Origin of the sequence: Streptomyces sp. NP-1717, from assembly GCF_022695985.1 — a bacterium.
In the GTDB taxonomy this organism is placed as follows: Bacteria; Actinomycetota; Actinomycetes; order Streptomycetales; family Streptomycetaceae; genus Streptomyces.
Map to the genome: position 1 here is coordinate 15,441 of NZ_JAAPBF010000081.1, position 13,451 is coordinate 28,891.

Annotated in this window: 14 protein-coding genes; 4 read left to right on the forward strand and 10 right to left on the reverse strand. The window is 70.2% G+C overall.

Annotation, left to right across the window (positions count from 1 at the left end; all coding sequences use genetic code 11):
• Nucleotides 1–83: 83 nt before the first annotated feature.
• The 8 genes from GXP76_RS18210 to GXP76_RS18240 all read right to left on the reverse strand — a co-directional run bounded on the left by GXP76_RS18210 (nt 84) and on the right by GXP76_RS18240 (nt 6,594).
• Complete coding sequence (locus GXP76_RS18210) at nt 84–485, reverse strand: rhodanese-like domain-containing protein (protein WP_242572597.1); 402 nt, start codon at nt 483–485, stop codon at nt 84–86.
• A gap of 56 nt (nt 486–541) precedes the next feature.
• On the reverse strand, nt 542–1,162 hold the full coding sequence (locus GXP76_RS18215; RefSeq protein ID WP_242572598.1) for a cysteine dioxygenase: 621 nt from the start codon (nt 1,160–1,162) through the stop codon (nt 542–544).
• Between the two features lie 78 nt (nt 1,163–1,240).
• Nucleotides 1,241–1,327: a putative leader peptide gene (locus tag GXP76_RS36045; RefSeq protein WP_311605579.1), complete on the reverse strand. Its 87-nt coding sequence runs from the start codon at nt 1,325–1,327 to the stop codon at nt 1,241–1,243.
• 33 nt (nt 1,328–1,360) lie between these two features.
• Nucleotides 1,361–3,043: an FAD-dependent monooxygenase gene (locus tag GXP76_RS18220; RefSeq protein WP_242572599.1), complete on the reverse strand. Its 1,683-nt coding sequence runs from the start codon at nt 3,041–3,043 to the stop codon at nt 1,361–1,363.
• Nucleotides 3,044–3,217: 174 nt separating this feature from the next.
• On the reverse strand, nt 3,218–4,156 hold the full coding sequence (locus tag GXP76_RS18225; RefSeq protein WP_242572600.1) for an amino acid ABC transporter permease: 939 nt from the start codon (nt 4,154–4,156) through the stop codon (nt 3,218–3,220).
• A complete protein-coding gene (locus GXP76_RS18230; protein ID WP_242572601.1) occupies nt 4,153–4,821 on the reverse strand; it encodes an amino acid ABC transporter permease in 669 nt (222 codons plus the stop codon). The genes GXP76_RS18225 and GXP76_RS18230 overlap by 4 nt, the downstream gene beginning before the upstream one ends.
• Nucleotides 4,822–4,927: 106 nt before the next feature.
• On the reverse strand, nt 4,928–5,770 hold the full coding sequence (locus GXP76_RS18235) for a glutamate ABC transporter substrate-binding protein (RefSeq protein ID WP_242572602.1): 843 nt from the start codon (nt 5,768–5,770) through the stop codon (nt 4,928–4,930).
• Between the two features lie 38 nt (nt 5,771–5,808).
• Complete coding sequence (locus tag GXP76_RS18240) at nt 5,809–6,594, reverse strand: amino acid ABC transporter ATP-binding protein (RefSeq protein WP_078074730.1); 786 nt, start codon at nt 6,592–6,594, stop codon at nt 5,809–5,811.
• Between the two features lie 251 nt (nt 6,595–6,845).
• Between GXP76_RS18240 and GXP76_RS18245 the strand changes: the two genes are divergently transcribed.
• On the forward strand, nt 6,846–7,559 hold the full coding sequence (locus tag GXP76_RS18245; RefSeq protein WP_242572603.1) for a response regulator transcription factor: 714 nt from the start codon (nt 6,846–6,848) through the stop codon (nt 7,557–7,559).
• 6 nt (nt 7,560–7,565) lie between these two features.
• Entirely contained in the window at nt 7,566–8,993 is a 1,428-nt protein-coding gene (locus GXP76_RS18250) for a HAMP domain-containing sensor histidine kinase (protein ID WP_242572604.1), read from the forward strand.
• A gap of 79 nt (nt 8,994–9,072) precedes the next feature.
• On the opposite strand, the gene GXP76_RS18255 is transcribed toward GXP76_RS18250, so the two are convergent.
• Together GXP76_RS18255 and GXP76_RS18260 are read right to left on the reverse strand one after the other, a co-directional pair.
• Nucleotides 9,073–10,074 (reverse strand): TAXI family TRAP transporter solute-binding subunit, encoded by a 1,002-nt coding sequence (locus GXP76_RS18255; RefSeq protein ID WP_374361523.1) that lies wholly within the window; start codon nt 10,072–10,074, stop codon nt 9,073–9,075.
• Between the two features lie 348 nt (nt 10,075–10,422).
• Nucleotides 10,423–10,926 (reverse strand): cupin domain-containing protein, encoded by a 504-nt coding sequence (locus GXP76_RS18260; RefSeq protein ID WP_242572605.1) that lies wholly within the window; start codon nt 10,924–10,926, stop codon nt 10,423–10,425.
• A gap of 193 nt (nt 10,927–11,119) precedes the next feature.
• Between GXP76_RS18260 and miaB the strand changes: the two genes are divergently transcribed.
• Both miaB and GXP76_RS18270 read left to right on the forward strand, forming a co-directional pair.
• Complete coding sequence (gene miaB / locus GXP76_RS18265) at nt 11,120–12,646, forward strand: tRNA (N6-isopentenyl adenosine(37)-C2)-methylthiotransferase MiaB (protein WP_242572606.1); 1,527 nt, start codon at nt 11,120–11,122, stop codon at nt 12,644–12,646.
• Nucleotides 12,647–12,737: 91 nt separating this feature from the next.
• The coding region (locus GXP76_RS18270) for a hypothetical protein (protein WP_242572607.1) at nt 12,738–13,451 on the forward strand (714 nt) is incomplete at its 3' end.

Sequence of the window (13,451 nt, forward strand, 5' to 3'; positions counted from 1 at the left end):
ACGGCCGAAGAAGGAAGAACGACGAACGAATCCCGGCCCGCGCGGGGGGCCGGCCGGGTATCGGGTCGAGACGGCCGACCGGTTCAGTGCGCGACCGGCAGCCCTTCCGCCTTCCAGGCCTGGAAGCCGCCGACCAGGTCCGTCGCGCGGTGAAGTCCCAACTGCCGCAGTGAGACCGCCGCGAGACTCGACGCGTAGCCCTCGTTGCAGATCACCACGACGCGCAGATCGTGGCTCGTGGCCTCCGCCGCCCGATGGCTGCCCAGCGGGTCGAGACGCCACTCCAGCTCGTTGCGCTCGACGACCAGCGCACCGGGTATCAGCCCGTCGCGGTCCCGCAGTTCCGCGTACCGGATGTCGACCAGCAGAGCCCCGTCCGCCGCCGCGGCGAAGGCCTCCCGCGGTTCGATCCGGTCGAGACCCTCACGGACCCGGTCGAGCAGCTCGTCGATTCCCACAGGTGCCGCGGGCGCTGCGGGTGTCACAGCCGTCTCAGGTGCAGCGTGCGCCCCGGGCTCCGTCCGGTCGGCCGGCCCGCTGCTCACTGCCACTCCTGCGGACGCTCGACCTGCTCCAGGCGGAGCACCGCGCCGGTGCGGCTGTAGCGGCGCATCAGCGGCAGCGGCGGATAGTAGGCGTGCACCGAGACGGCGTGCTCCGAGTCCGACTCGTTGCGGACCTCGTGCACATGGTGGCTGCCGAAGGCCCGGGCGTCGCCCTTGGCCAACTTCCGTTCCCGGTCAACCCCTTCGGCCAGTTCCAGCGTCTTCCAGCCCTCGGTGGGCAACCTCGCGGCCAGGGAGTCCTCCTGGAGCGCGCCTTCCGCCGTGGCGAAGGCGCCGTACGAGCCGCCGTGGTCGTGCCAGCCGGTCCCGGTACCGGGCGGCCAGCTGATGATCCACGCCTCGCTGCCGGCGGGGCCGTCGAGACGGATCCACGTACGGCCCTCGGGGTCGAGGGGGAGCGTGGCGACGAGCTCGGTGTCGGCCGCCGTACGCCGCACGAAGTCGAGCAGCTCGGTCTGCGTCGGCACGCCGGAGACCGCCGGCGCCGCGGGGCCGGCAGAGGCGCCGGGTGCGGCGGTCTGAGAGCCAACAGCCTTGGAAACAACGGCAGTTGACGCCGAAGCGGTGGGTGCGGGGGTGTCGAGAGAGGCAGACATGAAGACCGTCCTGGAAGTTCGCGAGGTCGCGCCGTCATGTGCCGACACGACGAGCGCTACGAGAAGTGGGGGGCGAATTCAGCAGGACGGACGACACACACAGCCCGCATAGCGGACCAGGTCCATATGGACCCTCCGCCACAGGCGTACATCGGTGTCAGTCACGTTCCGGAGTACACCATGTGATCCCGACGACGGTCAATTGATGTTCGCTGTCCGGTCCCGGCCACCCGGGCGGTCCGGCGCCGGAGAGGCCCCGGGGGCGCCGCCACGTGCCGCGTCGGCCGCCGCGTACAGCTCGTCGGGACGCACCCCGCCGAAGGCCGCGACGAGGTGCCCGTCGGGCCGCACGAGCAGCACCGAGTGCGCCGACGCCCCCGGATAGCTCTCCGTGACCAGCAGCTCGGCCGGCGCGGGCAGGGCCGCGACGGCTTCGGCGAGCCGCGGCATCACACCCGCGGTCAGCCAGTGCCGCCGGTCCCACACGCCCGTTCCCGGTGCCACCAGCACCACCAGCACCCTGCCCCTGCCGAGCCGGTCTCGCAGCCGCACCGTCATGCCGTCGGGCGCCGTCACGAGCACGTCGTCGACGGGCGCCCCCGTCCGGGTGTCGACCGTCGTGTGCGCCTCGGCGTACGGAGGCGCGAGCGGGGAGTGCGGGTAGGCGGGAGGCGCGCCCATCGGCCCCTGCCCCAGATGCCCGTCCGCGAGGAGGGAGTCATGGCCGCGCGCGGTGCCGGGAAGGTACGTACGCAGCCCTCCCCCGCCCCGAAGTATCGTCAGCGACTGGTCGGCCGCCCGCAGCCGCGCGGCCACGGCGGTACGGCGCTCCGCCTGATAGCTGTCGAGCAGCGTCTCCGACGCCCCGTGGTGCCAGGCGTGCGCCAGCTTCCAGCCCAGGTTGTCGGCGTCCCGCAGCCCCTCGTCGAGGCCCTGGGTGCCCAGCGCGCCCAGCAGATGCGCGGCGTCCCCGGCGAGGAAGGCGCGGCCGACGCGCCAGCGCCGCGCGAGCCGGTGGTGCAGCGTGTACACGCCGGTGTCGAGCAGGTCGTACGGCGGTGTGTCGCCGCACCAGCCGGCCAGGGTGTCCCGTACCCGCGCCACCAGCGCCTCGGGCGTGACCAGTTCGCCCCGGGCGGGCAGCAGCCAGTCCAGCCGCCACACGCCGTCCGTGAGCGGCCTGGCGGAGACCTCCTGGCCCGCGCCCCGCCACGGCGGCTGACGGTGCAGCACGGCCTCTCCGGGCCAGGGCAGTTCGACGCGGAGCGCGGCGACCGCGTGCCGCTCCACCGCCGTACGGCCCGGGAAACGGACACCCAGCAGCTTGCGGACGGTGGACCTGGCGCCGTCGCAGCCCACCACATGGCTTCCACGCCACCAGGTCGCGCCCGGACCGCGCGTGTGCACCGTGACGCCGCGGGCGTCCTGCTCCAGCGAGTCGAGGCGGCTGTCCGTCACCAGCCGGATCAGGTCGTGGCGGGCGACCGCGTCCCTCAGACCGCGCGTGAGGGCGTGCTGCGGGAGGTGTAAGGGCGACGGGAGAACCGGGCCGCCACGTTCGGCGCCGTCACCCTCCGAACCACCGGCCCCGCCCGAACCACCGGCCCCGGGGGCATCACCGAGCCGTAGCTGCCGCATCTGCTGCTTGCGCCTCAACTGTCGCCAACCGACCCACCGGGCCCCTTCGTCACGGAGCGTGGAGCAGCCCAGCCGCGTCATGAGAGCGGCGGTGTCGGGGCGCAGAACCGCCGTACGGGCCGGTCGCGGATCGTCCTTGCCCGCCCCCTCGTCGAGCACGACGGCGGGAACGCCCTGGGTGGCCAGACAGAGGGAGAGCGCGAGCCCCACGGGGCCCGCGCCGACGACGATCACCGGGTCCACGGCGCGACCCCTCCGGCCCGTACGGTCATGCGGCGATTGGCGGTTGGAACCCGCGGAGCGATCACAGAACGTATGCAACCTACTGCGGGTGCTTGCGTCAAGTGACGGGGGCAGCGACGCCGCGCGCCGCTGCCCCCGTCGGGTCGGTGGGCCCCGTCCCCGGGCCCGTCGAGGCTAGCCGCCCCCGCTGCCCGTATCACCGCTCGCGCGGTCCGTCTTGCTCATCGGGCCGAGCCCCGCCGGCGTACCCGTGGCACCCAGATCGTCCATGGTCGCGCCCGTCAGGACGGCCCCGGTGCTCCGCTTCGCGCGGCGCAGCCGCTTCTCCAGCCACGACGCGAACGTCGTCAGGAGGAGATTCAGCAGGATGAAGATCACCGCGACGACGATGAAGCTCGGAATGACGTTGCCGTAGTTCGCGGCCAGCGTCTTCCGGGCGCTCAGCAGCTCGGTGAAGCTGAGCAGCGCGCCGCCGAGCGCGGTGTCCTTCACGATGACGACGAGCTGGCTCACCAGCGCGGGCAGCATCGCGGTGACCGACTGCGGCAGCAGGATGGTGCGCATCGTCTGGCCCTTGCGCAGACCGATCGCTTTGGCGGCCTCCGTCTGCCCCTTGGGCAGCGACAGGATGCCCGCGCGGACGACCTCCGCCAGCACCGACGCGTTGTACAGCACGAGGCCGGTGACGACCGCGTACAGCGGACGCATGTCCGTACTGATGTCGGTGTACTCCGCGTACAGCTGGTTCGCGAAGACCATCAGGATCAGCACGGGGATGGCGCGGAAGAACTCGACGACCACACCGGCCGGGACCCTCACCCACCGGTGGTCGGAGAGCCGCGCGATACCGAAGAGGGCGCCGAGCGGCAGCGCGATCACCAGCGCGAGCCCCGCGGCCTTGAGGGTGTTGACGAGACCCGGCAGCAGATACGTCGTCCACGCCTGGGACTCGGTGAAGGGGCTCCACTTCGCCCACTCCAGCTGTCCCTTGTCCGACATGGCGGAGTAGATCCACCACACGCCGAGGGCCAGGACGACCAGGAACAGCACCGAGTAGACGATGTTGCGCCGCTTGGCGCCGGGACCCGGCGCGTCGTACAGAACGGAAGTCATCGCTTCACCGCCACTCGCTTGCCGACCCAGCCGAGGATGAGGCCGGTCGGCAGTGTCAGGACCACGAACCCGAAGGCGAAGATCGCCGAGATGAGGATGAGCTGCGACTCGTTCTCGATCATCTCCTTCATCAGGAGGGCCGCTTCGGCCACGCCGATGGCCGCGGCCACCGTCGTGTTCTTCGTCAGGGCGATCAGCACGTTGGTGAGCGGCCCGATGACGGAGCGGAACGCCTGCGGAAGAACTATGAGGGACAGGACCTGGGTGAAGTTCAGCCCGATGGCCCGTGCCGCCTCCGCCTGTCCGACGGGCACCGTGTTGATGCCGGACCGGATGGCCTCGCAGACGAACGCGGCCGTATAGGCGGTCAGTCCGAGAACGGCCAGCCGGAAACTCAGTGCGTCGAAGTCGTCCGCCGCGCCAAGAGTGATACCGAAGACATCGGCGAGACCGAGGGAGGCGAAGACGATGATGACGGTGAGGGGAATGTTCCGCACCACGTTCACGTAGACCGTGGCGAAACCGCGCATCAGCGGAACCGGGCTCACCCGCATCGCGGCAAGTATGGTGCCCAGGACGAGGGAGCCGATACCGGAGAAAACGGCGAGCTTCACCGTTACCCAGAACGCCCCTAGCAGGTCATAACCTTCAAGAAAGTCGAACACGATCTCCCGCGCTCTCGCGTTTGTTGATGGCGTGGCGCGCCACCCTCACGGGGCGGCGCGCCACATCTGCGCCGAACGAGCCGAACGGAACCGCCGGCCCGCTGATTCAGCTGACGATGTTGCCGATCTTCGGGGCGGGCTCGTTCTTGTAGTCGGCCGGACCGAAGTTGTCCGCCACGGCCTTCTCCCAGGCGCCGTCCGAAACCATCTTCTCCAGGGCGGCGTTGATGTCGTCGACGAGCTTGGTGTCGCCCTTCTTGACGCCGATGCCGTAGTTCTCGTTGCTCAGGCTGAGGCCGGCGAGCTTGAACTTGCCCTTGTTCTGGTCCTGCGAGGCGTAACCGGCGAGGATCGAGTCGTCCGTGGTCAGCGCGTCGACGGCGCCGCTGGCGAGTCCGTCGATGCACTCCGAGTACGTGGCGTTCTGCTTCAGCTGGGCCTTCGGCGCGAAGTCGTTCTTCACGTTCTGCGCGGACGTGGAGCCCGTCACCGAGCAGAGCTTCTTGCCGTTGAGGTCCGCGCCCTTGGTGATGTTGTCGTCCGCGCGGATCAGCAGGTCCTGGTGGGCGAGCAGATACGGACCGGCGAAGTCGACCTTCTGCTTGCGCTCGTCGTTGATCGAGTAGGAGGCCGCGATGAACTTCACGTCGCCGCGCTCGAGCGCGGTCTCACGGTCGGCGCTCGGGGTCTCCTTCCACTCGATGTCCTTCGCCTCGTAGCCGAGCTCCTTCGCGACGTACGTCGCGACGTCGACATCGAAGCCCGTGAAGGAGCCGTCGGGCGTCTTCAGACCGATACCGGGCTGGTCGAACTTGATACCGATGGTGATCTTCTTGCTGCCGCCGTCGCCCTCGCCGGACGAGTCGCTGTCGCCGGAGCCACACGCGGTCGCGGTCAGGGAAAGGGCCAGCACGGTGGCGGCGGCGGCGCTTGCTTTACGGAGATTCATGGTCAACATCCTTCGTTGTCTCGAAAGTTACGGGCAGCTCAGTGGTGCAGGATCTTCGACAGGAAGTCCTTGGCGCGGTCGCTGCGAGGATTGGTGAAGAACTGCTCCGGCGTCGCCTCTTCGACGATCTGGCCGTCCGCCATGAAGACGACCCGATTCGCGGCGGACCGCGCGAAGCCCATCTCGTGGGTCACCACGACCATGGTCATACCGTCACGTGCGAGCTGCTGCATGACTTCGAGCACCTCGTTGATCATCTCCGGGTCGAGCGCCGAGGTCGGCTCGTCGAAGAGCATCACCTTGGGCTCCATGGCCAGCGCGCGGGCGATCGCCACACGCTGCTGCTGGCCACCGGAGAGCTGCGCAGGGTACTTGTCCGCCTGGTTGGCCACACCCACGCGGTCCAGCAGGGTCCGTGCGAACTCGTCCGCGGCCCGCTTGTCCTTCTTGCGGACCTTGATCTGTCCCAGAGTGACGTTCTCCAGGACGGTCTTGTGCGCGAAGAGGTTGAAGGACTGGAAGACCATGCCGACGTCGGCGCGCAGCCGGGCAAGCTCCTTGCCTTCGGCGGGCAGCGGCTTCCCGTCGAGCGAAATGCTGCCGGAGTCGATCGGCTCCAGACGGTTGATGGCGCGGCACAGTGTGGACTTGCCGGACCCCGAGGGCCCGATCACGACGACGACCTCGCCACGGGCGATGGTCAGATCGATGTCCTGGAGCACATGCAGCGCGCCGAAGTGCTTGTTGACGTTGCTCAGCACGACCAGGTCGCCCGACGCCGGCCTGGCGTCCTCGGTGTCCTTGGTCACTGAAACTCCGCTCATCGGCTTCTTGCTCCGTCCTCCTCGGTTGGGAGGACCTTAGTCACGCACTGCGACCAGCGTCATTACATCTGAGGGGAAATTGAGCATAACGATCCGGCCGCAACCGGACACTCCGTGTGAAGAGGGCCGGTTCGGCGTACCGGGTGGGTAACGGAAACCGTCCCTTAACGGGAAGTGACTTGACTGCTGCGGCAGCGATGGGCGTGGATGCCCTGGTACGTACTGTGACCGCCACACCACGGAGGAGGGCCATGAGGCTGCTGCTCGTCGAGGACGACGACCATGTCGCCGCGGCCCTCGCCGCGGTACTGGCCAGACACGGATTCGACGTCACGCACGCGCGCAACGGCGAAGAGGCACTCCAGGCACTGCTCCCGGTGATCGACGGGACGAAGTCTCCTTACGGAGTCGTCCTCCTCGACCTCGGACTGCCCGACCAGGACGGCTACGCGGTCTGCGGCAAGATCCGCAAACTCTGCTCGACACCGGTGATCATGGTGACGGCGCGTGCCGACGTCCGCTCCCGCATCCACGGACTGAACCTCGGCGCCGACGACTACGTCACCAAGCCGTACGACACCGGCGAACTCCTCGCCCGTATCCACGCCGTCAGCCGCCGCAGCGTCGGCGGTGAGGAAACCGGACAGGGCGGCGGTGACTCCCTGCGGCTCGGACCCGTCACCATCGAACTGTCCACCCGCCGCGTCACCGTCGACGACGCCCCGATCCAGCTGACCCGCAAGGAGTTCGACCTCCTCGCCCTGCTCGCGCAGCGCCCGGGAGTCGTCTTCCGCCGGGAGCAGATCATCAGCGAGGTGTGGCGCACCAGTTGGGAAGGGACCGGCCGCACACTCGAAGTGCACGTGGCGTCCCTGCGTTCCAAGCTCCGGATGCCGGCGCTGATCGAGACCGTGCGCGGCGTCGGCTACCGCCTCGTCGCCCCCACCGCCCATCAAGGACCGTAGTACCCGGTGAGTACCCGACTTCTGCCGCTGCTGATCGTCCTCATGGCGGGCGTGCTCCTCGCGCTCGGCTTCCCGCTCGCCGTGAGTCTCGCGGCGGCGCAGCAGCAGGGTGTGGTCGTCGACCGGATCGACGACACGGCGCGCGTCGCCGCGCTCGCCCAGTTCGTCAGCGAGGGCGACGTTTCGGACGCGGGCGCCGGCGCCGGTACCGGATCCGACGAGCGCGGATCCATGCTGGAGGAGGAGCTCAAGCGCTACCACGAGGTGTACGGCATCCGCGCCGGTGTCTTCTACCGCGACGGAGAAGCCATGGCGCGGGCCCCCGAGAGCTGGACGGTGCCCCGGACGGGGGAGGGGCGCCAGGCCTTCCAGGAGGCCCTCCTCGGGCGGCGCAGCGACGATCCGCAGCAGGTCTGGCCCTGGCAGACGCACGGGCGACTGATCGTCGCGTCGCCGGTGGTGCGCGACGGGGACGTGGTCGCCGTCGTCGTGACCGATTCGCCCACCGGACAGATGCGTTCGCGGACCCTCGAAGGCTGGCTGTACATCGCGGCCGGCGAGGCCGCCGCCATGCTGCTCGCCGTGGGAGCGGCGATCCGCCTCACCGGCTGGGTGCTGCGCCCCGTACGCGTCCTGGACGCCGCCACGCACGACATCGCCACCGGCCGGATGAAGTCCCGGGTCGCCGCCGCCGGGGGCCCGCCGGAACTGCGACGGCTCGCCGACTCCTTCAACGAGATGGCCGACAACGTCGAGGACGTTCTCGAACAGCAGCGTGCCTTCGTCGCCGACGCCTCCCACCAACTGCGCAATCCACTCGCCGCACTGCTCCTGCGGATCGAACTGCTCGCCCTCGAACTGCCCGCGGGCAACGAGGAGATCGCCTCCGTCCGTACGGAGGGCAAGCGGCTCGGGCAGGTGCTCGACGATCTGCTGGACCTGGCGCTCGCCGAACACGCCGCCGCCGATCTGCGGCTCACCGACGTCGGCGCCCTGGCGTCCGAACGCGTCGACGCGTGGCGGGCGTACGCCGAGGAGAAGGGCGTCCGCCTGACCGGGAGCACCGGCGCCGTCACGGGCTGGGCGGACCCGGTCGCGCTCTCCAGCGCGCTCGACGCGGTCGTGGACAACGCCCTGAAGTTCACACCGGAGGGCGGCGAGGTGGACGTGCGGGTCGCCCGCGGGGGCAGCGACCGCACCACCATCACCGTCACCGACGGCGGGCCCGGACTGTCCGACGACGAGATGGACCGGATCGGCGACCGGTTCTGGCGCAGCAACCGCCACCAGAACGTCAAGGGGTCAGGTCTCGGCCTGTCCATCTCACGGGCGCTGCTCACGGCGGGCGGCGGGACGATCGCGTACGAACACGGTGACCCGCGCGGGCTGCGGGTGACGCTCACGGTCCCGAGGTCGTCGCCGGCCTCCTCATGAGGACGGCCGTCCCCGACGCAGCCTCCTCAGGAAGAAACCCCGGGCCCCGGCCCCGTAGGGACCGCTGTACGGCGCGGGCCTACGGCTTGACCGACTGGTAGTAGCGCAGCGCGCCCTCATGGAGTCGCAGCGGATCGGTGTAGATCGCCGTCCGCAGATCCACGAGCTGCGCCGGGTGGACCTTCTTGCCGATGCGGTCGCGGCTCTTGATCACGGTACGGGTGAAACCCTCGGTCAGTTCGGGGTCGATCCGGTCCGTGGTCACCAGCAGATTCGCCACCGCCACCGTCGGCACCGCCGTACCGTCCTGCGCCTTCTTGTACGCGTCGGCCGGCATCACCGCCGAGCGGTAGTAGCGGGTCGCCACCCTGGCCGTGTGGTGCAGCTTGTCGACGAGGGCGTCGTCGAGGGGCACCAGCCGGATGTCGAAGCGCTCCGACAACTGCTGGATGGAGGCGGTGGGCAGCCCGCCGGACCAGAAGAAGGCGTCCAGGCCCCCCGACTCCAGACGGCCCGGCATCGTGTCGATGCCCGCCGAGACCGCCGTCACGTCCTTCGTGGGATGCAGCCCGGCGGCGCCCAGCAGACGGTCGGCGATCAGCCGCACACCCGAACCCTCCTGCCCCACACCCACACGCTTGCCGCGCAGATCCCGCGCGGACTCGATGTCCGAGTCCTTCGCCACGATCAGCTGTACGTAGTCGTCGTAGAGCCGCGCGCAGCCCCGCAGCCGGTCGGCACCCGGACCGTTGTCCCGCTGGTACTTGGCGACCGCGTCGGCCGTGGCGATGGTGAAGTCGGCCTTCCCCGTGGCCACGCGCGAGATGTTCTCCTGCGACCCCTCGCTCGTCAGCAGACCTATCGACACGTCGGGCAGATCCTTGGCGAGATCCTCCTTCAGGAGGGCCCCGTAACGCTGGTAGACCCCGCTCGTCACGCCCGTACTGAACTTCAGGGACCCGCTCGGTGTCTTCTCGCCCAGCGGCACAAGCCACCACACCAGCAGCCCCGCCACCACCAGGGCGGCCACGCCTCCTGTGAAGGCGGTGCGACGGCTCATACGGGGCGGAAGGGGGAACATGCGGTGATCCTGCCAGTTCACGCACCGTGATGACCAGGCCTGCGCCCCACCGGCTTGGGGCCACTACGGGAGGCCGGCCCGTCGGTGTACGTCCCGCGAGATGGAGATGGCCCGGAACAACCGCTCCGCGCCACTCGCTCGGCCGTCCGACGGCCCCGCGACAAGAACACTGCGCCCCGGTCCCACGTCCTTCGCAGATCCGGGGGACCGGGTTGACCAGCGCCTCAGACCTCCCCAGGCCCGGCGCCGGGCGCAGCCCACACCCTGTACCCCCGACTCCGGCGGTCAAACCATCCCCGGCCCGGTCGGCTTGATCCGGCCCGCCGCCTTCGCCTCCCGGGACCGACGTCAGGCGCGCTCGTCCCACGCCTGAGAACGCGCGTAGTGGTTGTCGTACTTCTCCGACGAGTCCTTGATGTCCTGCACGGTCGCCTCGCCGTCGTGGACACGGCCGAGCAGCCGGTAGTAGTCGAACCGGTCCATGCCCGGCGTGAAGCCGACCAGGACCTCCGCGGTCGCGTCCGGAGCGGGCGCGAAGGCGTGCGGCGTGTGCGGCGGCACCGCGAGGAAGTCGCCCTTCTCCAGGGTCAGCACCTCCTCGCCGACCAGCACCTGGAGCGTGCCGTCGACGACGAAGAAGAACTCGGTGGCACGGGTGTGGAAGTGCACGGGCGCCCCCGCCGCGCCCTTCTCGAAGCGGGCCGTGTTGACGGTGAGCCCGCCGCCCGTCGTGTCCGAGTCGGCGAACAGCGTGATCACGCTGCCCGGGGCGTCGGCAAGCGCCTCGGCGGCGCCGCCACGGGTGAGAAGCGGCTGGTGGGTGCGGGGCGCGGAGTTCGTCGTCCTGTTCATGAAGACGAATCTAGGGCGCCAGGTGACCCTCCAGAGGGGGCATTCGGTGAGTGAATCGATGGGTCAATTCGGGTCGCCCCGAAGGGCGAGGGGAGGCGGAACGCCGCAGCCGATACGCCAGTGACGCACGGGACACACCTGCCCCGCCGTTCCACTGGCGGGGCCACCTCGGGCACCCCCTTACCCTGGACGGGTGACAGACAGCAGTGACCGGGCCGCAGCGGTGGACGAAGTAGGCGTAGACCGGACCTACGAGGTGCGCACCTACGGGTGCCAGATGAATGTCCACGACTCCGAGCGATTGTCCGGTCTGCTGGAGGGCGCGGGCTATGTCCGGGCCCCCGAAGGCGCCGACGGCGACGCCGACGTCGTCGTCTTCAACACCTGCGCCGTACGCGAGAACGCCGACAACAAGCTGTACGGCAACCTCGGACGGCTGGCTCCCATGAAGACCCGCCGCCCCGGCATGCAGATCGCCGTCGGCGGCTGCCTCGCCCAGAAGGACCGCGACACCATCGTCAAGAGGGCGCCCTGGGTCGACGTCGTCTTCGGTACGCACAACATCGGCAAGCTCCCTGTACTGCTGGAGCGCGCCCGCGTACAGGAAGAGGCGCAGATCGAGATCGCCGAGTCGCTGGAGGCGTTCCCGTCCACACTGCCGACCCGCCGCGAGTCCGCCTACGCCGCGTGGGTCTCCATCTCCGTGGGCTGCAACAACACCTGCACCTTCTGTATTGTCCCGGCCCTGCGCGGCAAGGAGAAGGACCGCCGCCCCGGTGACGTACTCGCCGAGGTCGAGGCGCTCGTCGCCGAGGGCGTCTCGGAGATCACGCTCCTCGGTCAGAACGTCAACGCGTACGGCTCCGACATCGGAGACCGCGAGGCCTTCTCCAAGCTCCTGCGCGCCTGCGGGAAGATCGAGGGCCTGGAGCGTGTCCGCTTCACCTCCCCGCACCCGCGCGACTTCACCGACGACGTCATCGCAGCGATGGCCGAGACACCCAGCGTCATGCCGCAGTTGCACATGCCGCTTCAGTCCGGCTCGGACACCGTCCTCAGGGCGATGCGCCGCTCGTACCGCCAGGAGCGGTTCCTCGGCATCATCGGCAAGGTCCGCGCGGCCATCCCGCACGCCGCCATCTCCACCGACATCATCGTGGGCTTCCCCGGCGAGACCGAGGAGGACTTCCAGCAGACGATGCACGTGGTGCGCGAGGCGCGCTTCGCGAACGCCTTCACCTTCCAGTACTCCAAGCGCCCCGGAACGCCCGCCGCCGACATGGACGGGCAGATTCCCAAGGAGGTCGTGCAGGAGCGCTACCTGCGCCTCGTCGCTCTCCAGGAGGAGATCTCCTGGGACGAGAACAAGAAGCAGATCGGCCGCACCCTCGACGTCATGGTCGCCGAGGGCGAGGGCCGCAAGGACGGCGCCACCCGCCGGCTCTCCGGCCGCGCGCCCGACAACCGGCTGGTGCATTTCACCGCGCCCGGCCAGGAGGTACGTCCCGGCGACGTGGTGACCGTCGACATCACGTACGCGGCTCCGCACCATCTGCTCGCCGAGGGGCCGACGACGCGGGTACGGCGCACCCGCGCCGGCGACGCCTGGGACAGGCGCAACGCGGCTCCGCCCGAGCCCGCCGGCGTCCTGCTGGGTCTGCCCTCGGTCGGCGTCCCGCCGCCGCTGCCCGCCGCGGCCGGCGGCTGCTCGGTGGTGTGAGGCTCGCTCCGGCGGTGTGAAGCCCCGGTCGGGGACCGGTGCGGCATCGGCGCGCCGATGCCCGGCGCGCCCGTGACCTAGTCTGCGCAGCATGCTCGTATCCGCGGCCGTGTGCCCTTGTCCGCCCCTGCTCGTCCCCGCGGTCGCCGCCGGTGCCGCCCCGGAACTCGACACGGCGCGAGCGGCGTGCGCCGACGCCCTCGGCGTGCTCGCCGCCTCCAGGCCCGACCGGCTGGTCGTCGTCGGACCGGCGGCGGGCACGGCGGACGTGGAGACGTACCCGCAGGGTGCTCACGGCTCCTTCCGCGGCTACGGCGTGGCCGTCGACGTCACGCTCGACGGGAAGCCGCCCGGGCCCGGGGACCTCGACGGTCACCCCGGGGCCGACCTGCCGCCCTCGCTGGCCGTCGCCGCCTGGCTGCTCTCACACGTCGCCTGGACCGCCTCGCCGATCCAAGGGCTCGGCATCCGGGAACCTCTCGACGCCGAGCGGTGTATCAAAACCGGTAGGGACATCACGACGGGCTCGGAGCGGGTGGCACTGCTGGTGATGGGCGACGCCAGCGCGTGCCGCACGCTCAAGGCACCCGGGTATCTCGACGAGCGCGCAGCGGCCTTCGACGCCGGGGTCGCACGCGCGCTCGGCTCGGCCGACGTGGCGGCGCTCGCCGCGCTGGACGCGTCTTTGGCGACCGATCTGAAGGCGGCCGGCCGCGCCTGCTGGCAGGTGCTGGCGGGGGCGGCCGGGGGAGCGGCCCTGGGCGGTGCGCTGCTGTACGACGACGCGCCGTACGGCGTCGGCTAC

Bases quoted from the DNA above. Each gene is read 5' to 3' on its own strand.
- GXP76_RS18240 (WP_078074730.1), bottom strand. From the start codon at position 6,594: ATGAGCGGAGTTTCAGTGACCAAGGACACCGAGGACGCCAGGCCGGCG.
- GXP76_RS18225 (WP_242572600.1), bottom strand. From the start codon at position 4,156: ATGACTTCCGTTCTGTACGACGCGCCGGGTCCCGGCGCCAAGCGGCGC.
- GXP76_RS18235 (WP_242572602.1), bottom strand. From the start codon at position 5,770: ATGAATCTCCGTAAAGCAAGCGCCGCCGCCGCCACCGTGCTGGCCCTT.
- GXP76_RS18245 (WP_242572603.1), top strand. From the start codon at position 6,846: ATGAGGCTGCTGCTCGTCGAGGACGACGACCATGTCGCCGCGGCCCTC.
- GXP76_RS18215 (WP_242572598.1), bottom strand. From the start codon at position 1,162: ATGTCTGCCTCTCTCGACACCCCCGCACCCACCGCTTCGGCGTCAACT.
- GXP76_RS18255 (WP_374361523.1), bottom strand. From the start codon at position 10,074: ATGTTCCCCCTTCCGCCCCGTATGAGCCGTCGCACCGCCTTCACAGGA.
- GXP76_RS18260 (WP_242572605.1), bottom strand. From the start codon at position 10,926: ATGAACAGGACGACGAACTCCGCGCCCCGCACCCACCAGCCGCTTCTC.